The sequence below is a fragment of the Streptomyces zaomyceticus genome (assembly GCF_014656215.1).
Classification (GTDB): Bacteria; Actinomycetota; Actinomycetes; order Streptomycetales; family Streptomycetaceae; genus Streptomyces; species Streptomyces zaomyceticus.
The window spans coordinates 63,594-84,401 of the sequence record NZ_BNBZ01000015.1 but is presented as its reverse complement, the minus strand read 5'-3'; the positions used below and the strand labels follow the sequence as shown (position 1 = coordinate 84,401).

Annotated in this window: 14 protein-coding genes and 2 pseudogenes; 6 read left to right on the top strand and 10 right to left on the bottom strand. The window is 73.1% G+C overall.

What is annotated here, in order from left to right; genetic code table 11:
• Position 1 precedes the first annotated feature (1 nt).
• Positions 2 to 2,398, top strand: a complete 2,397-nt coding sequence (locus tag IE311_RS20480; RefSeq protein ID WP_229902056.1) for a penicillin acylase family protein — start codon at positions 2 to 4, stop codon at positions 2,396 to 2,398.
• Here the strand turns inward: IE311_RS20480 and IE311_RS20475 are convergent.
• Positions 2,388 to 3,485 (bottom strand): calcium:cation antiporter, encoded by a 1,098-nt coding sequence (locus IE311_RS20475; protein WP_189833193.1) that lies wholly within the window; start codon positions 3,483 to 3,485, stop codon positions 2,388 to 2,390. The genes IE311_RS20480 and IE311_RS20475 overlap by 11 nt on opposite strands.
• 41 nt (positions 3,486 to 3,526) lie before the next feature.
• Positions 3,527 to 3,931: a MarR family winged helix-turn-helix transcriptional regulator gene (locus IE311_RS20470; protein ID WP_189833277.1), complete on the bottom strand. Its 405-nt coding sequence runs from the start codon at positions 3,929 to 3,931 to the stop codon at positions 3,527 to 3,529.
• A 153-nt stretch (positions 3,932 to 4,084) separates the two neighbouring features.
• Between IE311_RS20470 and IE311_RS20465 the strand changes: the two genes are divergently transcribed.
• Together IE311_RS20465 and IE311_RS20460 are read left to right on the top strand one after the other, a co-directional pair.
• Complete coding sequence (locus tag IE311_RS20465; RefSeq protein WP_189833192.1) at positions 4,085 to 4,939, top strand: nitroreductase/quinone reductase family protein; 855 nt, start codon at positions 4,085 to 4,087, stop codon at positions 4,937 to 4,939.
• Between the two features lie 98 nt (positions 4,940 to 5,037).
• Positions 5,038 to 5,154: pseudogene (locus IE311_RS20460) on the top strand (TetR-like C-terminal domain-containing protein); the annotation flags it as partial.
• Between the two features lie 15 nt (positions 5,155 to 5,169).
• Here IE311_RS20460 and IE311_RS20455 read toward each other — a convergent pair.
• Positions 5,170 to 5,874: a GNAT family N-acetyltransferase gene (locus IE311_RS20455; protein WP_189833191.1), complete on the bottom strand. Its 705-nt coding sequence runs from the start codon at positions 5,872 to 5,874 to the stop codon at positions 5,170 to 5,172.
• A 190-nt stretch (positions 5,875 to 6,064) separates the two neighbouring features.
• Between IE311_RS20455 and IE311_RS36780 the strand changes: the two are divergent.
• A pseudogene (locus tag IE311_RS36780) lies at positions 6,065 to 6,453 on the top strand (hypothetical protein); the annotation flags it as partial.
• On the opposite strand, the gene IE311_RS20450 reads toward IE311_RS36780, so the two are convergent.
• Both IE311_RS20450 and IE311_RS20445 read right to left on the bottom strand, forming a co-directional pair.
• Positions 6,371 to 7,927 (bottom strand): acyl-CoA synthetase, encoded by a 1,557-nt coding sequence (locus tag IE311_RS20450; RefSeq protein ID WP_189833190.1) that lies wholly within the window; start codon positions 7,925 to 7,927, stop codon positions 6,371 to 6,373. The pseudogene IE311_RS36780 and the gene IE311_RS20450 overlap by 83 nt on opposite strands.
• Positions 7,924 to 9,051 (bottom strand): NAD(P)H-dependent flavin oxidoreductase, encoded by a 1,128-nt coding sequence (locus IE311_RS20445; RefSeq protein WP_189833189.1) that lies wholly within the window; start codon positions 9,049 to 9,051, stop codon positions 7,924 to 7,926. The genes IE311_RS20450 and IE311_RS20445 overlap by 4 nt, the downstream gene beginning before the upstream one ends.
• Before the next feature lie 118 nt (positions 9,052 to 9,169).
• On the opposite strand from IE311_RS20445, the gene IE311_RS20440 reads away from it, so the two are divergent.
• On the top strand, positions 9,170 to 10,975 hold the full coding sequence (locus IE311_RS20440) for a serine hydrolase domain-containing protein (RefSeq protein WP_189833188.1): 1,806 nt from the start codon (positions 9,170 to 9,172) through the stop codon (positions 10,973 to 10,975).
• Between the two features lie 244 nt (positions 10,976 to 11,219).
• Positions 11,220 to 13,244 carry a sialidase family protein gene (locus IE311_RS20435; RefSeq protein ID WP_189833187.1) on the top strand — a complete coding sequence of 675 codons (2,025 nt, stop codon included), beginning with the start codon at positions 11,220 to 11,222 and terminating at the stop codon, positions 13,242 to 13,244.
• A 93-nt stretch (positions 13,245 to 13,337) separates the two neighbouring features.
• On the opposite strand, the gene IE311_RS20430 is transcribed toward IE311_RS20435, so the two are convergent.
• The 5 genes from IE311_RS20430 to IE311_RS20410 all read right to left on the bottom strand — a co-directional run bounded on the left by IE311_RS20430 (position 13,338) and on the right by IE311_RS20410 (position 20,786).
• Complete coding sequence (locus tag IE311_RS20430; protein WP_189833186.1) at positions 13,338 to 14,246, bottom strand: LysR family transcriptional regulator; 909 nt, start codon at positions 14,244 to 14,246, stop codon at positions 13,338 to 13,340.
• A gap of 103 nt (positions 14,247 to 14,349) precedes the next feature.
• Positions 14,350 to 15,549: a glycine C-acetyltransferase gene (locus IE311_RS20425; RefSeq protein ID WP_189833185.1), complete on the bottom strand. Its 1,200-nt coding sequence runs from the start codon at positions 15,547 to 15,549 to the stop codon at positions 14,350 to 14,352.
• A 3-nt stretch (positions 15,550 to 15,552) separates the two neighbouring features.
• Positions 15,553 to 16,587, bottom strand: coding sequence for an L-threonine 3-dehydrogenase (gene tdh / locus IE311_RS20420; RefSeq protein WP_189833276.1), 1,035 nt, complete (start codon positions 16,585 to 16,587; stop codon positions 15,553 to 15,555).
• A 236-nt stretch (positions 16,588 to 16,823) separates the two neighbouring features.
• Entirely contained in the window at positions 16,824 to 18,392 is a 1,569-nt protein-coding gene (locus IE311_RS20415) for a phytoene desaturase family protein (RefSeq protein ID WP_189833184.1), read from the bottom strand.
• 162 nt (positions 18,393 to 18,554) lie between these two features.
• The gene (locus tag IE311_RS20410) at positions 18,555 to 20,786 is read right to left on the bottom strand and encodes a serine/threonine-protein kinase (protein ID WP_189833183.1); all 2,232 of its coding nucleotides are present in this window, start codon (positions 20,784 to 20,786) and stop codon (positions 18,555 to 18,557) included.
• Between the last annotated feature and the right edge of the window lie 22 nt (positions 20,787 to 20,808).

Here is a 20,808-nt window from a genome sequence, read left to right as displayed (position 1 = left end):
GCTGTTCCGTACGAGGCTGAGGCGTCCGGCGCTCACCGGCGCGGCCCTCGCCGTGGTCGTCGCCACACTGCCCGGCGCGGCGGTGGCCGATTCCGGGGACCGGGGCCACCACCCCTCCGACCGGGGCCTGTCGGCCGTCGTCCGGTACACGGAGTACGGCATCCCCCACATCGTGGGCAAGGACTACGCGAACCTCGGCTTCGGTACGGGCTGGGCGCAGGCCGCCGACCAGATCTGTACGCTCGCGGACGGCTTCCTGACCGTGAACGGGGAACGCTCCCGGTACTTCGGCCCGGACGCCGCCACGGACGGCTCGCTCTCCTCGGCCGCCACCAACCTCTCCAGCGACCTGTACTTCCGCGGGGTGAAGGAGGCCGGAACGGTCGAGGCTCTGCTCGGGACCCCGGCGCCCGCCGGCCCGAGCCGGGAGCTCCGGGAACTCATGCGCGGCTGGGCGGCCGGATACAACGCCTGGCTGCGCAAGAACCGGATCACCGATCCCGCCTGTGCCGGGGCGGACTGGGTCCGCCCGGTGACCGCCCTCGACGTGGCCCGGCGCGGCTACGCCGTCTCGGTGCTCGGCGGGCAGGGCCGCGCCGTCGACGGCGTCACCTCCTCCCGGCCGCCCGCCACTCCCCCGGCCCCTCTCACCGGGACCCCCGGGAGCTCGCCCGACCCCGAACGTGCCGCCGCGGCCGCCCGGGAGTTGTTCGCCGCCGGGAACGCCACCATGGGTTCCAACGCCGTCGCCTTCTCGGGCGCCACGACGGCGAACGGCCGGGGGCTGCTCCTCGGCAATCCGCACTACCCCTGGCAGGGCGGCCGTCGCTTCTGGCAGTCGCAGCAGACCATCCCGGGCGAGCTGAACGTCTCGGGTGCCTCGCTCCTCGGCACGACCGTCGTCAACATCGGCTTCAACGACAAGGTGGCCTGGAGCCATAGCGTCGCCACCGGGGTCCCGTTCAACCTGCACCAGCTGACGCTCGCCCCCGGCGACCCGACCGCGTACCTGGTGGGCGGCCGGCCGGAGCGGATGACCCCGCGTCAGGTGACCGTGCCGGTCAAGGGCGGCCCGCCCGTCACCCGTACCCAGTGGTGGACCCGGTACGGCCCGGTCGTCGGCTCCCTCGGCGCCCAGCTCCCGCTGCCGTGGACGACGACCACGGCGTACGCGCTCAACGACCCCAACGCGGCGAATCTGCGGGCCTCCGACACCGCGCTCGGGTTCGCCAGGTCCCGCTCCGTCCAGGACATGGCCGAGACCCTGCGGCGAACGCAGGGGCTGCCGTGGGTCAACACGATCGCGGCGGACTCGGCGGGGCACTCGCTCTTCAGCCAGGCCCAGGTGCTCCCCCGGATCACCGACGAACTCGCCACGCGCTGCTCCACCCCGCTCGGCCGGGCCACCTACCCGTCCTCGGGGGTCGCGGTGCTCGACGGCTCGCGTACGGACTGCGCGCTCGGCTCCGACCCGGACGCGGTGCAGCCGGGTGTCTTCGGCCCGGCGAGGATGCCGGTGCTGCGGGACACCCCGTACGTGGAGAACTCCAACGACAGTGCCTGGCTGACCAACGCCGAACGGCCGCTGACCGGTTACGAGCGGATCTTCGGGACGATCGCGACGCCGCGCTCGCTGCGGACCCGGGGCGGTGTCGAGGACGTGGCGGCGATGGCGGCGCGCGGCGGCCTGACGGTGGCCGACCTGCAGCGACAGCAGTTCGCCAACCGGGTTCCGGCCGGTGATCTGGCGGCGGCCGACGTGGCGCGGGCCTGTACCGCGGCACTGCCGGGCGATCCCGAGCCCTGTCGGGTGATCGGCGCCTGGGACCGGACGGTGGACGTGGAGAGCCGGGGTGCCCTGCTCTTCGACCGCTTCTGGCGGAAGTTCACGGCCTCCGTTCCGTCGGCGCAGCAGTGGACGGTGCCGTTCTCGCCGGCCGACCCGGTGCGTACACCGCGCACCCTGAACACGGCGGCACCGGGCTTCTCGAAGGCGCTCGCGGACGCGGTGGCGGAGCTGCGGGCGGCGGGGATCCCGCTGGACGCGCCCCTCGGCGCACATCAGTTCGTCGTACGCAAGGGGGACCGGATCCCGGTGAGCGGCGGCGCCGAGTCGTTGGGCGTCTGGAACAAGACCGAGCCCGTGTGGGACGCGGCGGGCGGCGGATACACGGAGGTCGCTCACGGGACCAGCCATGTGCAGGCGGTGGGCTGGGACGGCAGCCGGTGCCCGGTCGCCCGCACGCTCCTCACGTACTCCCAGTCGTCGAACCCCGCGTCGCCGCACCACAGCGACCAGACCCGGCTGTACGCGGGCGAGCGCTGGGTGACCTCCCGGTTCTGCGAGAAGGACATCCTGCGCTCGCCGGCGCTGCGGGTGGTGGTGGTCAGGGGCTGAACGACAGGAACACGAAGGCGGCGAAGATCGCCATGTGGACGCCGCCCTGGAGGAGCGTGGCCCGTCCGGGCACCACGGTCAGGGCGCTCACCACCCCGGTGAGCACCAGCAGGACCATGTGAATCGGCCCGAGGCCGAGCACCAGGGGCCCGGACAGCCAGATGGAGGCGAGCGCGATCGCCGGAATCGTCAGACCGATACTGGCGATCGCGGAGCCGTACGCGAGATTGAGGCTCGTCTGCATGCGGTCCCGGCGGGCCGCGCGGACGGCGGCGAGGGTCTCGGGCAGCAGCACCATCAGGGCGATCACGACACCGACGACCGCCTTGGGCAGGCCGGCCGACTGCACGCCGTCCTCGATCGTCGGGGAGATCAGCTTGGCGTTCCCGACGACGGCGACGAGGGCGACCACGAGGAGTCCGAGGCTGGTCCAGGCGTCACGCCGGGTCGGCGGGTCCGCGTGGTCGTCCTCCGAGTCGTGGCCGGGACGCGGCACGGGGAGGAAGTAGTCCCGGTGCCGGACGGTCTGGACACCGACGAACACGCCGTACAGACAGATGGAGGCGACGGCGGCGAAGGCGAGCTGGACGCCGGAGAACTCGGGGCCCGGGTGGCTGGTGGTGAAGGTCGGCAGGACGAGCGTCATCGTGGCCAGGGTGCAGACGGTGGCGAGCGCGCCGCCGGAGCCCTCCGCGTTGAAGACGGCGACCCGGTTGCGGAGCGCGCCGACGAGGAGGGAGAGACCGACGATGCCGTTGCAGGTGATCATGACGGCGGCGAAGACGGTGTCGCGGGCGTAGGTCGAGGTCTTCTCGCCGCCTCCCACCATCAGCGAGACGATGAGTCCGACCTCGATGACGGTGACGGCCACGGCGAGGACGAGCGAGCCGTACGGTTCACCCACCCGGTGGGCGATGACCTCGGCGTGGTGGACCGCGGCGAGAACGGCGGCGATCAGGCAGAGCGCGATGAACCCGACGGCGAAGCCGGGGAGGTCACGCCCCCAGGCCGCGACAAGCGCAAGCGCCGCCACCACCGGCCCCCAGGTGGTCCACTGCCGTGTCAATGACGCCGTGCTCGAACTCATGATCCGCATCCTGCCACAAAGGGGGCTTTCGCCCGGTTCGGTCAATCCAGGGGGTCGCTGAGGCCGCGCTCGTACGCGGTGAGGGTCTCCAGGAACATGCGCCGCTGCGCCGCGTCGAGGGGGGCGAGGGCCGCCCGCCAGGCGCCGGCGCTGCGGCCGAGCCAGCCGTCGATGGCGGCACTGTGCGCCGGTGCGATGGAGACGATCTTGCGCCTGCGGTCGGCGGGGTCCTCGGTCCGCTCCAGCACACCCTTCTTCGCCAGGTCTCCGACCATCAGGCTCACGGTCGTGGGGGCGATCTCCAGCCGGACCGCGAGCTCGTTGACGCTCAGCGGCCCGTCGAACAGGAGGTAGGCGAGCAGGGAGAGATGACGGGGCGCGAGTGTGAGCGACTGCAACTCGTCGGGAATTCTGATGCGCTTGGCCCGCCCGACCATCCGAGGCATGAGCAGCAGCAACGCGCGTACGGCCTCGTCCAGGTCCGGCCCGGCGGCGGCCTCGTCCCCCTCGTGTGCGGTTGACACCCTGCACCCTCCCTTTTAGCTTTGCTTTCAAAGCAAATAGATCTGTCGGGATCGATGCTACCGGAAGGCACAGCCATGTCCGATTTCAACCAACGGGTCATCGAGGAGTTCCGGGCCAACAGCGGCCGCGTGGGAGGCATGTTCGAGGGCGCGGCCCTGCTCCTTCTCACCACGACGGGCGCCCGCAGCGGCCGGGCCCACACCACCCCCGCGGTGTACGTACGGGACGGGGCGCGGTTACTCGTCTTCGCCTCCAACGCCGGCGGGCCCAAGCACCCGGCGTGGTTCCACAATCTCCGCGCCGACCCGCACGTCACGGTCGAACTCGGCACTCCGGAAGGGGCGGTCGAACGCTTCGCGGCGACATCGGTGGTGACGGAGGGCGAGGAGCGGGACCGGCTGTACGCGGAGCAGACCGCACGGGACCCGGCGTTCGCCGCCTACCAGGCGGCGACCGACAGGATTATCCCCGTCGTCGCCCTGCACCGCCTGGACCTCGCCGACCCTGCGAGGCACCGCGCGATCGCCGACCATCTCGTCACCGTCCACAACGAGCTCCGTGCCGAACTCACCGCCTTGCGCGCGGGACTGGAGTCACCGGCGCCGGAGCTGGGCCGGCAGCTCGCCCGCCACTGCCTCACCTTCTGCGGCGCCCTCCACGCCCACCACCACAACGAGGACAGCGTCTTCGACCTCCTGGAGCGACAGTTCCCGGAGCTGGCGGACGCCCTGGAGCGGATGCGCGAGGAGCACAGGGCGGTCGCCGGCACGGTGGCCGAGCTGGAGGCACTCCTCGGCTCCGGCGCCGACCCGGAGACCCTGCGCGCCGGGTTCGACGGACTCGCGACCCGACTGGAGGAGCACTTCGCCCACGAGGAGGCGCGACTGATCCCGGCCCTCACCCAGAGCCGGGTCGCGCCCGGTTCGTAGCGCGGGTCCGCCCCACGGGACGGACCCGCCGCACCGACCCGCACCGAGGTCCGCCGGGCCGCGCCGAGCGGTACGGCGCGGGGCGTCGGGTCAGCGCAACCCGTATGCACGGCGTCCTGTCGCTCGAACTCGCGGGCCACTTCACCGGCATGGACCTCGACCCGGCACTGCTCTTCGCGGCCGAACTGGACGAGCTGCTGACGCCCCGGCCCTGAGGCCGTACGCCGGCCCTACGGCGTACGGAACCCGCGGAAGGTCACCTGCCGGCGCGTCACGAAGCCGAGCTTCTCGTAGAGGGCGATCGCGCCGGTGTTCGCCTCGGCCACATGGAGGAAGGCTCCTTCGCCCCGCGCCTCGACGCGTGCCGCGAGCGCGCCGACCAGGCGGGCCGCGCAACCCTGCCCGCGGGCCTCGGGCGCGGTGCAGACCGCGCTGATCTCGGTCCATCCCGGAGGCCGGAGCCGCTCACCGGCCATGGCCACGAGCACGCCCTTGTCACGGATGCCGAGGTAGGTGCCGAGCTCGGGGGTACGGGACCAGAACGGCCCCGGCCGGGTGCGCTCGACGAGGTCCAGCATCTCGGGCAGGCTCTCCGCGCCCAGTTCGACCACGCCGTCGTCCGCCTCGTCGCCCCACGGCACGGACGGGGCGTCGCCCGGCCGGATCATCTGGCGGCCCTCGAGGACGAAGACGGGCTCCCACTCCGGCGGCGGCAGCACCGGGCAGCTGAACATGTCGGCGAACGCGTCCCGGCCGAGGAGTTCGATGAGGTCCGTCCACCGGGCCGGGTCCGGGTCGGTGGACACGGCGGCGAAGGTCGAGACGTCCGGCAGATAGGTGAAGGCCCGGCCGACACGGCGGGCGAGATGCGAGTGGCGGCCCCGGAGGGACTCGCCCACGGGGTCGTCCAGTACGACGGGATCGCGGCCCACCATCGTGTCGTCCCTCTCATGCGCCCTGCTGCCGAACGGGAGAGGCGATCACCGTGGGAGACCTCCTCGCACGCGCAGTCTATGCGGGCGTGCGGACGGCCCGTGGGCCCGGTCGGGGTACGGCCGGGCGGCGGATTCGTGAGCCGGCGGCCGTGTCCGCGCCCTTGCGGCGGCACCGTGCGGGACAGCCGGAGCGATGGCGATCGCGTTCTTCCACGCGATCGGAACGGCGGCCGGCGGCGTCTCCGGCCCGTTGCTCTGCGCCGAACCGACGGAGAGCGGGCCGTCCGCGACGCCGTCATCGTCTTCCGCGTCGGCGCCGCCCTCATGGTCCTCGCGGGCCTGGTCGCCCTGTTCTTCGCCGTCGCGGCGGAGGACCGGTCGCCGGAGGACATCGCGACAGCGCCCTCGGCGAAGCAGACGCCCGAGGACGGCCCTCCGCCGGCGGACGGCTCCCACCGAGGGGACGCCCGGCGGCGGGCCGGGAGCCTTCGGCCCCTCAGAGCGGGCGCTCGTGGCCCTCCCAGTACGGGTCGCGCAGGCGGCGCTTGTACAGCTTGCCGTTGGGGTCGCGGGGCATGACCGGGACGAAGTCGACCGACTTGGGGCGCTTGAAGCCGGCGAGTCGGTCGGCGCAGTGGGCGAGGATCTCCTCCGCGAGCGCGGGGCCCGGCTCCCGGCCCTCCGCCGCCTCGACGACGGCCTTGACCTCCTCGCCCCAGTCCGCGTGCGGGATGCCGAAGGCCGCGGCGTCCGCGACCGCGGGGTGGGCGAGGAGCACGGCCTCGATCTCGGCCGGGTAGATGTTGACCCCGCCGGAGATGATCATGTCGATCTTGCGGTCGCGGAGGAAGAGATAACCGTCCTCGTCGAGGACGCCGAGGTCACCGACGGTGAAGAAGTCACCGATGCGGTTCTTCGCGGTCTTCGCCCGGTCCTTGTGGTACTGGAAGCCGCCGGTGTTCATCTTCAGGTAGACGGTGCCGAGTTCGCCGGGCGGCAGCCGCACTCCGTCGTCGTCGAAGACGGCGAGTTCGCTGATGGGCCAGGCCCTGCCCACCGTGCCGGGCTTCTTCAGCCACTCCTCGGCGGTGGCGAAGGCGCCGCCGCCCTCGCTGGCGGCGTAGTACTCCTCGACGCACCGGCCCCACCAGTCGATCATCGCGCGCTTCACGTGTTCGGGGCAGGGGGCGGCACCGTGGATGGCGTGGCGCATGGACGAGACGTCGTACCGCTCCCGTACCTCCTCGGGGAGGGAGAGCAGCCGGTGGAACTGGGTGGGGACCATATGGGTGTGGGTGCAGGCGTGCCGGTCGATCAGGCGCAGCATCTCCTCGGGTGTCCACCGGTCCATCAGGACCAGTGGGTGCCCAATGTGGAGGGCCGCGGCGGCGAACTGGAGCACGGCCGTGTGGTAGAGCGGCGAGCAGACGAGGTGGACGTTCCCGTCGCCCGGGCGGATGCCGAAGATGCCGAGGAATCCGCCGAGGTGGGTCTCCTCGGGCAGTCTTCCGGGGAGCGGGCGGCGGATGCCGCGGGGGCGTCCGGTGGTGCCGGAGGTGTAGTTCATGACCCAGCCGAGGGTGCGGTCGGCGGGGGCGGCCGCGTCCCTGCCCTCGAGCAGTTCGGCGTACGGGCGGAAGCCGGGGATCGCGCCGACGGCGTAGCGGTGGGTGGCGGCGAGTCCGGCCTCGTCGGCGGCGAGGGTCACGGCCTCGGCGAACCGCTCGTGGGCGAGGAGGACCTTGGCGCCGGAGTCGGCGACGATCCAGGCGATCTCGGGGCCGACGAAGTGGTGGTTGACGGGCACCAGGTAGAACCCCGCCTGGGTGGCGGCGAGATGGGCGGTGAAGAACTCGGGGCCGTTGGGCAGGACGACGGCGAAGGCGTCACCGCGTTCGAGGCCCGCGGCGCGCAGCCCGTGGACGAGCCGGTTGGCCTCGGAGTGGAGCCGGCCTGCGGTCCACTCCTCGCCGTCGGGTGCGACCAGGACCGTACGGCCCGGGTCCGCTGCGGCCTGCGCCCAGAATCCGCTCGCTGTGGTGGACTGGCTCATGACTCGCTCCGTCCGGCGATGCGGTTGATGCGGTCGACGGCCTTCTCGAAGCCCCGGGTGAGCTCGTCGACGACCTGCTGGACACTGCGCTCGGAGTTCATCCGCCCGACGATCTGGCCGACGGGGGTGCCGAGGAGCGGTTCGACCTCGTGCCGCTGGATGCGGGAGACGGCCTCGGCGACCAGAAGTCCCTGGAGCGGCATGGGGAGCGGCCCGGGGCCGGCCGGGTCGTCCCAGGCGTCGGTCCACTCGGTGCGGAGCTGGCGGGCGGGCTTGCCGGTCAGGGCACGGGAGCGGACGGTGTCGCCGGAACCGGCGGCGAGCAGCTTGGCGGTGAGGGCCCGGGAGTGCAGTTCGGCCTCGGTGGTGGTGAGCCAGATCGAGCCGAGCCAGACGCCCTGGGCGCCGAGGGCGAGGCCGGCGGCGATCTGTTCGCCGCTGCCGATGCCGCCGGCGGCGAGCACGGGCAGTGGTGACACGGCGTCGACGACCTCGGGGGTGAGGACCATGGAGGCGATCTCGCCGGTGTGGCCACCGGCCTCGTATCCCTGGGCGACGACGATGTCGATGCCCGCCTCGGCGTGGTGGCGGGCGTGGCGGGCGCTCCCGGCGAGGGCGGCGACGAGGACACCGTGGTCGTGGGCGCGGGCGACGATGTCCGGGGGCGGGGAGCCGAGGGCGTTGGCGAGGAGTTTGATCGGGTAGTCGAAGGCCACGTCGAGCTGGCCGCGGGCGACCTGTTCCATCCAGCCGGTGATGCGCCAGCCGGAGGCCTCGCCCTCGGGGAGTTCGGGCACGCCGTGCTTGGCGAGGGTGGCGCGGACGAACGCCCGGTGTTCCTCCGGGATCATGGCCTCGACGTCGGCCTCGGTCAGTGTCTGCCCTCCCGGGGCGGCCTCGACCTTCTTGGCGGGCATCACGACGTCGAGGCCGTAGGGCAGGCCGTCGGTGTGCTCCTGCATCCAGTCGAGGTCGCGGGCGAGGTCGTCCGGGGCGGTGTAGCGCACCGCGCCGAGGACTCCGAATCCGCCGGCTCTGGTGAGCGCGGCGGCCACCGCGGGGAAGGGCGTGAAGCCGAAGATGGCGTGCTCGATCCCCAGGGTGCGACTCAGCTCCGTCTTCATGGGCGGCAGGATGCCGCAGCGGCGCGCCGGAGGGAAGAGGTTTTCTGATGCATCGTCAGATTCTTTGCGGGACGGCCTGTCGACGTTTCACCGCCGCCCGGGGTGGGAGAGGGTGGGCATGGCGACGGATGCGACGAGAGGCCGGGGCGGACCGAGCCGCCGCACGTTCGGCGGCGGGCTGCTGGCCCTGGGAGGTGCGGTGGTGATCGGTACGGTGCCGGGGGCGGCGGCCGCCCCGGATCCCGGGTCCGGGGGAGACTCCGGGTTCGCGGGGGACGGTGGGGGTTCGGCCACGCGGCGGACCACGCTGCGGCGGGGCTCGGCCGAGCGGGCCGGGCTGATCTCCGGGCACCTGGACCGGCTCGTCACGGAGGCCGAGACCTTTCTCGCGCCCTCCCCCGTCCACCCCTGGTACGCGGGGGCCGTACTGCTGGCCGGGCGCGGCGGGACCGTCGCCCTGCACCGGGCCATCGGCTCCGCCGTGCGGTACGCGCGCTACGACGAGAAGACGGACACGGGGATCGAGCTGCCGCCCGAGCGACAGCTCCCGATGACCGAGGAGACGGTCTTCGACCTGGCGTCGGTGTCGAAACTGTTCACGTCGATCCTGGCGGTGCAGCAGATCGAACGCGGAACCCTCGATCTGGAGGCGCGGGTCACGGCGTACCTCCCGGAGTTCGGCGGGGGCGGGAAGCAGGACGTGACGGTACGGCAGCTCCTCACCCACACCTCCGGCTTCCGGTCCTGGATCCCGCTGTACAAGGAGCCGACGCGGGAGGGGAAGCTACGGCTGCTCTGGGACGAGGTTCCGGCGAATCCCCCGGGGTCCGCGTACCTCTACTCCGATCTGAATCTGATCTCGCTTCAGCTGATCCTGGAGGAGATCACCGGTCACGGTCTGGATGCCCTGCTCCACGACGAGATCACCGCTCCGCTCGGGATGCACCGCACTCGTTTCAATCCGCCGCTCTCCTGGCGACCGGATATCGCCGCCACCGAGGACGCCCGGCCGCCCTGGTCGGGCCTCGACCGGGGCATGGTGTGGGGCGAGGTCCACGACGAGAACGCCCACAGCCTGGGCGGGGTCGCGGGCCACGCCGGGATCTTCTCCCGCGCCTGGGACCTCGCGATCCTCGCCCGGACCCTGCTCAACGGCGGGGCGTACGGCCGGGCCCGCATCCTCTCCCCCGCCTCGGTGGAGCTGATGTTCACCGACTTCAACACGGCCTTCCCCGGCGACGAGCACGGGCTCGGCTTCGAGCTCTACCAGCACTGGTACATGGGAGCGATGGCCACGCCCCGGACCGCCGGACACACCGGCTTCACGGGCACAAGCCTCGTCCTGGACCCGACGACCGACGCCTTCCTGATCGTCCTCGGCAACTCGGTCCATCCCGTGCGCTCCTGGCGCTCGGGCTCGGCGCCCCGGGTCGCCGCAGCGAACCAGCTGGCCAGGGCCGTGCCCGTGCGGCCGGCCCGGGGCCGAACCGCTTGGTTCTCGGGAATGGCGAGCGCCACGACCCGCACGCTGACCCTCCCTCATGTGGCGGGAGCCGCACGACTGGAGTGCGCGCTGTGGTGGGACACCGAGCCGGGCGCCGACCCGGCCGCCCTGGAGTCCTCGGCCGACGGCGGTACGACCTGGCGGCCGCTGCCCTTCACCACCGACGGCCGCACCGCGCACCCGACCGGCGCGGTCGGCGGCTGGTCCGGCCGCGTCTGGCACCGGGTGTCCGCGCCACTCCCGGAGGCGGCCACGCTCCTGCGCTGGCGGTACACCACGGACCAGCGGTACGTGGGGCGGGGCGTGTACGTGGACGGGCTGCGGCTTCTCGACGGGGCGGGGCGCCCGGTGTTCGACGAGGCGCGGCCCGCGGACGGGGCGCGCATCACGCCGAACGGCTGGATCAGGTCGGGCGATTGAGCACGATCGGACTCATAGTCAATACAGAGTGCGCACAAGTGATCACCTGAGGTACCGTCCCGGCGGGAGATCTCACCGGGGGGGACGGAGCGAACGCCTAGGCGAGCGCTTGCCGCGTCGCCCGTTCGCGGTGCGCTTCCGGCAGGCGGGGGTCGCCGCGACCGGCCCGCCCACGAGCGGCACAACCGCTTCCGGGCCCAGCCGCCCCATCGTCCTTCGTCTTCGCATTCCGAGGTGTTCCTTCGTGTTCTCCCTGTCCGAGCGCCGCCCACCGGGCGCGCGTCCCTTCGCCCTGTCCGCGTGGCTGTGCGCCCTCTCCCTCGCCGTCCTGGCGGCGGTCGTCCTCGCGGTCGCACCGCCGTCGCGCGCGGCCGCGTCGGCGGCGAACGCCACAGCCGTCACCGGCTCCACGGGCACCACCACGGCGTCGGTCCCGACGCAGGTGCTCACCACGCTCTTCAAGGCCCGCGAGAACTACTTCTGCACGCGGATCCCAGCCGTCGTCACCACGGGGACGGGCATCGTCCTCGCCTTCGCCGAGGGCCGCACGCGGCTGGACACGACCGGCTGCAACGATGTCGGCGACAACGACATCGTGCTCAGGAGGTCCCTCGACGGCGGCAGGACCTGGGAGAACGACCTCAGGGTCGTCGTCGGCGCGGGTGACGCGCTGGCGCACGGCAACCCCGCGCCCGTCGTGGACGCGGCCACGGGCCGGATCACGCTGCTGTATTCCAGCAGCGACTGGAACCGCAACGCGGCCGCCCCTTCACGGAAGGGATTCCCCCGCACCGTCCACGCGGTGCACAGCACGGACGGCGGAGCGACCTGGTCCGCCGGCGTCGCGCTGCCGCAGCTCAAGCCCGCCGGATGGGGCTGGGTCTCCACCGGCCCCGGCCACGGCATCCAGCTCGACCGCGGCCCGCACCAGGGCCGGCTGATCGTGCCGGGCGACCACACGGCGGGAGGCGACACGACCGCGGGGGCCCAGCTGTACTTCAGCGACGACGGCGGCCTGACCTGGAGCCTGGGCGCCACCACCACCCCCGTGCCGAAGACCGGTGCGTTCCCCGGTGAGTTGACCGTCGCCCAGACCACCGACGGCGCCGTGTACGTCAACGCGCGCAACTCCGAACCCACCCGCTGCGCCACCAACGAGCACCGGCTGGAGACCACGAGCGCCGACGGCGGAGCCTCCTTCGCCGCGCCCTTCACCCCGGTGGCCAACCTGGACACGTCCCCGACGTTCGGCTCGCTGTTGCGGCTGCACGCGGAGGATCGCGAAGGCAAGCCCGACCAGCTCCTCTACTCGGGCCCCTCGCGACTGGGCCCGAGCGCGCTGGAGGACCGGCGTGAGCTGGCTGTCCGCTCCTCGTACGACGAGGGCAGGACCTGGAAGACCGTCGGCACCCTGGTCTCGGCGGCCCGCACCGGCTACTCCGACCTGACGCTGCTGCCGGACCGCTCCATCGGCATCCTGTACGAGACGGCCGCCAACATCCCGCACGGCAACGTCGTCTTCGCCTCCTTCACCGAGACGGGGATGAACGGCGCCGCCACCGAGCTGCGCCGCCCGCGCACCGCCGACACCCGCGAACGGGCACCCGGCGAGCCCGGCAACCATGCCGTCATCCACGGCGGGGCCGTCCTCGGAACCCGCGGCAGCGGCAAGGCCATGGAGTTCGACGGCACGGACGACTATCTGCGCCTCGTCTGCTCGCCGTCCCTGCGGGTCGACGACAAGAACTTCACCGTCACGGCCTGGTTCCGGCACTCGGCCACCACCGGCACGCTGCCGATCGTGTGGGCGTACGGGATGCAGGGCCGGCACTTCTCGGTCCGCGCCGAACCCGGCTCGGGCAACGTCCTGCGCGCCACCGTCGGCACGGACGCCCGCGTCACGGAGGTGACCCTGCCCTCCTCGTACAACGACGGGGCGTGGCACCACGTCGTGTTCACCCGTGCCGACGGCGGCATCAGCCTCGCGGTGGACGGGGGCGCTCCGGCCACCGCCGCCATGAAGGTGGCGCTGATGGAGACGAGCACCAGCCTCACCCCGGCCGGCGAGTTCAACATCCACATCGGTGCGCGGCCCGACTTCCCCAACCAGCCGGCCGGCGTCGCGCAGCTCTTCCGCGGCACCCTGGACGACGTGCGCCTCTTCGGGAAGGCGCTGACCCCGGAGGAGGCCGCCGAGGTACGGAGCGGCTCCCTCGGCGTGGCCACCGAGGACGAACGTCTGCGTCTCGGTTTCTCCACCGTCTGGTAGCCGGGGCGGCCCACGGTCGTCGGGATTCACCCCCGTCGGCCGTGGGTGTGGGCACCCGGCGGCCGATCCCACCGGCCGACCCTCCCGGGCGTCTCAGGCGCCCGGTGCCGAGGCCTCGCGCAGGGCGCTCAGTACGGGACTGATCAGCGGGTGCTCCTCCGCGCCCCGCCGGACGGCGGCGAAGACCCTGCGGGTGGGGGCGACGCCGTCGATCGGCCGCACCTCCACACCGGTCAGCTCCATGCCGCGCAGTGCCGAACGCGGCACGAGCGCCACACCCGCGCCCGCCGCCGCGAGGGCGACGACCGCGCGGAAGTCGTCCGACGAGTGATCGAGGCGCAGCGCGAACCCGGCGTACTCGCAGGCCAGAACGGTCACGTCATGGCAGGGGTTGCCGGTGGACTGCCCGATCCAGGTGTCCTTGGCCAGGTCGGCGAGCGCGACCTTCTCGCCGGGCGCGAGCGGGTGGCCGGTCGGCAGGACCGCGTCGAAGGGCTCGGCGTAGAGGGGGACCCGGGTGAGCCGGGCGTCGTCCTCGCCCGGAGCGCCCCGGTACTCGACCGCGACGGCCACGTCCACCTGCCGGTCGAGGACCATGAGCAGGCTCTCGTCGCCCTCGGCGTCCCGGACCAGGACCCGGATGCCCGGCGCGGTGCCGGCCAGGGCCCTGAGGGCGGGGGCCACCACCAGCCCGATGCCGGTGGCGAAGGCGGCGACCGTGACCGTACCGGCCTCGCCGGAGCTGTAGGCGGCGAGTTCGGACTCGGCGCGCTCCAACTGGGCCAGGACCGCGTTGGCGTGGCTGAGCAGGATCTCGCCGGCCGGGGTGAGGCGGGCGCCCCGGGCGCTGCGGTCGACCAGGCGGTGGCCGGTCTCCTGCTCCAGGGCGGCGAGCTGCTGGGAGACCGCCGAGGGGGTGAGATAGAGCGCGGCGGCCGCCGCGGTCACCGTGCGGTGGTCGGCCACCGCACGGAGGATGTGCAACCGCCGTGCTTCGATCATGCCCCTAGTCTCGCAGGCCACGAGCCCCCTGCTCACCGCGGTGGAACCGGCCCGCGAGACCCCCGCCGCTCACCGCGGCGGCACCGGCCCCGCCGTGGAGCCGTCAGCCGCGCAGGGCGGCGCGGGCGTCGACGAAGGCGTCGACGGCCCGGTTCACGTCGTCCGTGGAGTGGGCGGCGGAGAGCTGGACGCGGATGCGGGCCTGGCCCTGCGGCACGACCGGGTACGAGAAGCCGATCACGTACACACCGCGCTCCAGGAGCAGCTCGGCCATGCGGCCGGCCTCGGACGCGTCGCCGATCATGACGGGGGCGATGGCGTGGTCGCCGGGGAGGATGTCGAAGCCCTCCGCCGTCATCCGAATCCGGAACAGCTCGGTGTTGGCGCGGAGCCGGTCGCGCAGGTCACCGGCGGACTCCAGGAGGTCGAGGACCTTGAGGGAGGCGGCCGCGATCACCGGGGCGAGGGTGTTCGAGAAGAGGTACGGGCGGGAGCGCTGGCGCAGCAGGGCGACGATCTCGGCGCGGGCCGCGACGTAGCCGCCGGAGGCTCCGCCGAGGGCCTTGCCGAGGGTGCCGGTGATGATGTCGACGCGGTCCATGACGCCGTGCAGCTCGGGGGTGCCGCGGCCGCCGGGGCCGACGAAGCCGACGGCGTGCGAGTCGTCGACCATGACCATGGCGTCGTAGCGCTCGGCCAGGTCGCAGATCTCCTCGAGCGGGGCGACGTAGCCGTCCATGGAGAAGACGCCGTCGGTGACGATGAGCTTGCGCCGGGCGCCGCCCTCCGAGGCCTCCTTCAGCTGCTGCTCCAGGTCGGCCATGTCGCGGTTGGCGTAGCGGAAGCGGCGGGCCTTGGAGAGACGGATGCCGTCGATGATCGAGGCGTGGTTGAGGGCGTCGGAGATGACGGCGTCCTCGGGGCCGAGGATCGTCTCGAAGACTCCGCCGTTGGCGTCGAAGCAGGAGGAGTAGAGGATCGTGTCCTCCTGGCCGAGGAAGGAGGAGAGGCGCGCCTCCAGCTCCTTGTGCACCTCCTGCGTGCCGCAGATGAAGCGGACGGACGCCATGCCGTAGCCCCAGCGGTCGAGCGCCTCGTGGGCGGCGGCGATCACCTCGGGGTGGTCGGCGAGGCCCAGGTAGTTGTTGGCGCAGAAGTTGAGCACCTCACCGGGGCGGCCGCCGGAGGTGACGGCGACGGTGGCCGACTGGGGGGTGCCGATGACCCGCTCGGGCTTGTGCAGCCCGGCCTGCCGGATCTCGTCGAGGGTGGTACGGATGTCGTCGCGTACGGAATCGAACATGGGTCAGGCTCCCGCAGTCCAGTCGAGGATGATCTTGCCGCTCTTGCCGGAGGCCGCGTCGTCGAAGGCGGCCTCGAAGTCGGTGTACGCGTAGCGCCCGGTGACGACGGGGGCGAGGTCGAGACCGCCCTCCAGGAGCACCGACATCGCGTACCAGGTCTCGAACATCTCGCGGCCGTAGATGCCCTTGACCGTGATCATGGAGGTGACGATCTTCGCCCAGTCGACGGCGAAGTCCTCGCTGGGCAGGCCCAGCATGGCGATCTTGCCGCCGTTGGTCATGTTGGCGACCATGTCGCGCATCGCGCGGGGGTTGCCGGACATCTCCAGGCCGACGTCGAAGCCCTCCTTGAGCCCGAGGGTGCGCTGGCCGTCGGCGATGGTGTGCTCGGCGACGTTGAGGGCGAGGGTGACGCCCGTCTTGCGCGCCAGGGCGAGGCGCTCCTCGCTGACGTCGGTGATCATGACGCTGCGGGCGCCGGCGTGCTTGGCGACGGCGGCGGCCATGATGCCGATCGGGCCGGCGCCGGTGACCAGGACGTCCTCGCCGACGAGCGGGAAGGAGAGCGCCGTGTGGACGGCGTTGCCGAAGGGGTCGAAGATCGCCGCGATGTCGAGGTCGACGGGGACGCGGTGCACCCACACGTTGGACGCGGGCAGCGCCACGTACTCGGCGAAGGCACCGTCCCGGCCGACGCCGAGACCGATGGTGGCGCGGCAGAGATGGCGGCGGCCGGCCAGACAGTTGCGGCACTTGCCGCAGACGAGGTGGCCCTCGCCGCTGACCAGGTCGCCGACGTTGATGTCGGCGACGTCACGGCCGACGGAGACGACCTCGCCGACGAACTCGTGGCCGACGGTCAGCGGCGTGGCGATCGACTTCTGCGCCCAGCCGTCCCAGGAGCGGATGTGCAGGTCGGTCCCGCAGATGCCGGTCCGCTTGACCTTGATCAGTACGTCTCCGGGGCCGGTCTCCGGCTCGGGCACGTCCGTGAGCCAGAGTCCCGGCTCCGCCTTCAGCTTGACCAATGCCTTCAATGCCACGGCTCCCGACGTGCGTGTCCTGTGATGTGCGGGGTACGGGCGCGACTGCGCGCCCAAGATCCCTGGAAGAGAATCTTCCGTACGGAGCGCTCGCGGTCCATCGAGGATTTCTTAAGCGCGCTCGCAGATCAGCTTCACACCACAGGCGGGGACGGGGCGACGTCAACGGGGCCGAACGGAGAGCCCCCGCCGGGGGCGCGCCCGTGGCGCCCCCGCGGCGGACGCCCTCGTCAGCGGCCCAGTGCCGCCATCGCGGCGTTGTGCCCCGGGATGCCGCTCACTCCGCCGCCCCGGATCGCGCCCGCTCCGCACAGGAGCACATTGGCGTGGCGTGTCTCGACGCCCCAGCGGCCCGTGCCCTCCTCCGCGTACGGGAAGGAGAGGTCCCGGTGGAAGATGTGGCCGCCGGGCAGCCGCAGTTCCCTTTCGAGGTCGAGCGGGGTTTTCGCCTCGATGCAGGGGCGGCCGTCGGTGTCGACGGCGAGGCAGTCGGCGATCGGCTCGTCCAGATGGGCGTCGAGCTGGTCGAGGGTCGCCGCGAGGAGCGCGGTCCGGGTGCTGTCGTTGTCGGCGGTGAACAGCCGGGCGGGGGTGTGCAGCCCGAACAGGGTGAGGGTGTGGTGACCCGTGGCGGCCAGTCCGGGGCCGAGGATCGTGGGGTCGGTCAGGGAGTGGCAGTAGATCTCGGAGGGCGGGGCGGAGGGCAGCCGGCCGGCGGCGGCCTCGGCATGGGCGGTGGCGAGCTGCTCGTACCCCTCGGCGATGTGGAAGGTGCCGGCGAAGGCCTCGTGCGGGTCGACGGAGCGGTCGCGGAGCTTCGGCAGCCGGGTGAGCAGCATGTTGACCTTGAGCTGGGCGCCTTCCGGGGCGGGCGGGGGCGCCTCGCCGAGGAGGACGGCCAGGTCGCGGGGGGAGGCGTTGACGAGGACCTGGCCTGCGTCGACGGTGCCCTCGCCGTCGGCGGTGCGGTAGGTGACCGTGGCGCGCTGCCCGTCGGTCTCGATCCGGGTGGCCTCGTGGCCGGTGCGGAGGTGGGCCCCGGCGGAGCGGGCCGCGTCGGCGAGGGCGTCGGTGAGGGCGCCCATGCCGCCGATGGGCACGTCCCAGTCGCCGGTGCCTCCGCCGATGACGTGGTAGAGGAAGCAGCGGTTCTGGAGGAGCGCCGGGTCGTGGGCGTCGGCGAAGGTTCCGATGAGGGCGTCGGTGAGGACCACGCCACGGACGAGGTCGTCGGCGAACTCCCGCTCGACGGTGACCCCGAGGGGGTCCTCGAAGAGGATCCGCCAGGTGTCGGCGTCGTCCACGCGGGCGTGGAGCTCGGCGCGGGTGGGGAGGGGCTCGGTGAGGGTGGGGAAGATGCGGCGGGCGGCGCGGGCGGTGCGGTCGTAGAAGGCCTGCCAGGCCTCGTACTCGCGGTCGGAGCCGGTGAGCGCGGCGAAGGAGGCACGGGTGCGCTCGGGTCCACCGCCGACGAGCAGGCCCCCGTCTCCCTTGGGGGTGTACGAGGAGATGGACCGTTTCCGCACGGCGAACCGCAGTCCGAGCTCGCGCACGATCTTCTCCGGGAGGAGCGAGACGAGGTACGAGTAGCGGGAGAGCCGTGCGTCGACCCCGGCGAAGGGCCGGGTGGAGACGGCCGCCCCACCGGTGGTGCCGAGCCGCTCGAGGACGAGGACGGAACGCCCGGCGCGGGCCAGATAGGCGGCGGCGACCAGGCCGTTGTGGCCGCCTCCGACGACGACGGCGTCGTACGAGCGGGAGGCGGTCCGGGCATCGGGGAGCGTGTCGGGGGCGGTCATGGCTCATGCTCACACGCCGGCGACGGCCGGGGAAGACCGACCGCGCGAGGTCGCCGGACATGGCCGAAGTCGTCTCCTTCGGATCCTGCCGGTCAGGCACTCGGAGGACGGGGATCGCGCCGCCGGACCCGCGGGGGATCGGCCCGGCGGGCCCGGAGGGGCTCAGGACGGTGGGCCCGCGGCTCTCAGGTGGAGGGCGGCCGCCTCGGCGTGTCGCCCCAGGCGCTCCAGGCAGTGGGCCTCGTCGTCGAGGGCCGCGAGGGTGTCGGGGTGGGCGGGGCCGAGGAGCCGGGTGCGGGCCGCGGCGACGGCGCGGTGGGACTCGAGTGCCTCCTCCCGGCGGCCGAGCCGGCCGAGGGCGACGGCGGTCTCGCGGCGGCTCAGGAGTGTTTCCGGGTGGTCGGGCCCGAGGACCCGCAGGCGGTCGGCGTGGACGCTCTCGGACTCGGTCAGCGCCTCCGACCAGCGGCCGAGCCGGCCGAGGTTGACGGCGAGGGCGTGCCGGGCGCGCAGGGTCTCGGGGCCGTCGGCGCCCTGCGCGCGGGTGCGGGCGGCGACGAGGTCGAGACAGACGTCGAGCGCGTCCGCGGCCTGGCCGAGCCGGCCGAGGCAGACTCCGGTCTCGTACCGGGCGGCGAGGGTGTCCGGGTGGTCGGGGCCGAGGGCCGCGGCGCGCGCGTCGGCGACCGCGCGGTACTGGGCGAGCGCCTCCTCGCCCCGCCCCAGCCGGCCCAGGGTGTACGCCACTTCCTGCCGGGTGAGAAGGGTGTCCGGATGGTCCTCGCCGAGGAGCCGGGCCCGTGCCTCCGCGACCTCGTGCGCCGTGCGGTACGACTCCTCGACGCGGCCGAGGCGGCCGAGAGTGAAGGCCAGGTTGTGCCGGCAGCGCAGGGTGTCGGGGTGGTCGGGGCCCACCGTGCGCTCACGGGCGGCGAGCACGGAGACGTACACCTCGTACGCCTCGGAGTGCCGTCCCAGGCGACCGAGCGCGTAGGCCCGCTCCTGCCGGGCCGCCAGAGTGTCGGGGTGGTCCTCGCCGAGGACACGGGACCGGGTCGCGGCGACCCGGTCGAAGACGGCCAGGGCCTCGGCGGGGCGGTCGAGCCGGGCGAGGGCGAAGCCGACCTCGTAGTGGCTCGCCAGGGTGTCGGGGTGGTCCTCGCCGAGGGCCACGGCCCGGTGCTCGGCGACGGACCGGTGCACGGACTCGGCCTCGCCCCAGCGGCCGAGACGCCCGAGGCCCATGCCCGCCCGGTATCGGCCGGCGAGCACCGCGATCAGCTCGGCGGACGGGACGACCCGCTCCGCCGGACGCGCGTCGGGTGCGGGCCCGCCGGAGGTGGTGGTCCACTCGGTGGTGAGCACGGCCGCGGCGGGGTCGTGGGCCACGGGACGCGGGGTGCTGCCGCCGGCGGGCCGGTGCCCGCCGGTGATCGCCCGGACCCAGGCGGGCACGGGCGCGGGCGCGCCGGGACCGAAGCCGGGGCCCGGGCCGGGCACGACCGTGGCCCCGGGGAAGGGCGGACCGGCCGGAAGGGGCGGCGAGACCCGGCCGGAGACGATCCGGCGGCGCAGGTCGCCCGCGTCGGCCGGCCGCTCCTCCGGCACCTTGGCGAGCAGGTCGACGACGAGCCGGTCGAAGTAGTCCGGGAGTTCGGCGCGGTGCGCGCGCGGCGGACTCGGCACCGTGTCGCGGTGCCCGATGAGGATCGCCCAGGAGTCGCCCAGGTCGAACGGCGGGGCGCCGGTGGCGAGCTCGTACAGCACGCATCCCAGCGAGTAGAGATCGCTGCGGTGGTCGACCTCGCCTCCGCCGATCTGCTCGGGGGACATGTAGTGGGGCGTGCCCATGGCGATGCCGGTTCCGGTGAGCTTGGACGTGAAGCCCACGTCCGCGCCGAGGCGCGCTATTCCGAAGTCGCAGATCTTCACCGTCCCGTCCCGCAGCCGCATGATGTTCGCGGGCTTCAGGTCGCGGTGCACGATCCCGTGCCCGTGGGTGTACGCGAGGGCGTCGGCGACCTGGTCGGCGATCTCGACGACGTCCTGGACGGGCAGCGGGTGCTGTGCGTTGGCGGCGAGGAGCTGGCTGAGGTTGCGCCCTTCGAGGAGCTCCATGACGAGGAAGAGCACCCCGTCGTACTCGCCGAAGTCGTGCACGACGGTGATGCCCCGGTGCTGGAGCGCGGCGGCCACCCGGGCCTCGCGCCGGAACCGCTCGCGGACCACGGTGAGGACCTGGGGGTCCTGCTGCGGTCCGAGCGGCTTGAGGCACTTCACGGCGACACCGCGGCCGAGCGCCTCGTCGGTGGCGCGCCACACCTCGCCCATACCCCCGCGACCGATGACCTCGTGCAGGCGGTATCGGCCCTGGATCAGTCTCGAGTCCCCCATCGTGTGCTGCCGCCCCCGTCGA

Coding starts and splice junctions, on each gene's coding strand:
- IE311_RS20475 (WP_189833193.1), bottom strand. CDS start 3,485: ATGAGTTCGAGCACGGCGTCATTGACACGGCAGTGGACCACCTGGGGG.
- IE311_RS20470 (WP_189833277.1), bottom strand. CDS start 3,931: ATGCCTCGGATGGTCGGGCGGGCCAAGCGCATCAGAATTCCCGACGAG.
- IE311_RS20465 (WP_189833192.1), top strand. CDS start 4,085: ATGTCCGATTTCAACCAACGGGTCATCGAGGAGTTCCGGGCCAACAGC.
- IE311_RS20455 (WP_189833191.1), bottom strand. CDS start 5,874: ATGGTGGGCCGCGATCCCGTCGTACTGGACGACCCCGTGGGCGAGTCC.
- IE311_RS20450 (WP_189833190.1), bottom strand. CDS start 7,927: ATGAGCCAGTCCACCACAGCGAGCGGATTCTGGGCGCAGGCCGCAGCG.
- IE311_RS20445 (WP_189833189.1), bottom strand. CDS start 9,051: ATGAAGACGGAGCTGAGTCGCACCCTGGGGATCGAGCACGCCATCTTC.
- IE311_RS20440 (WP_189833188.1), top strand. CDS start 9,170: ATGGCGACGGATGCGACGAGAGGCCGGGGCGGACCGAGCCGCCGCACG.
- IE311_RS20430 (WP_189833186.1), bottom strand. CDS start 14,246: ATGATCGAAGCACGGCGGTTGCACATCCTCCGTGCGGTGGCCGACCAC.
- IE311_RS20425 (WP_189833185.1), bottom strand. CDS start 15,549: ATGTTCGATTCCGTACGCGACGACATCCGTACCACCCTCGACGAGATC.
- IE311_RS20415 (WP_189833184.1), bottom strand. CDS start 18,392: ATGACCGCCCCCGACACGCTCCCCGATGCCCGGACCGCCTCCCGCTCG.
- IE311_RS20410 (WP_189833183.1), bottom strand. CDS start 20,786: ATGGGGGACTCGAGACTGATCCAGGGCCGATACCGCCTGCACGAGGTC.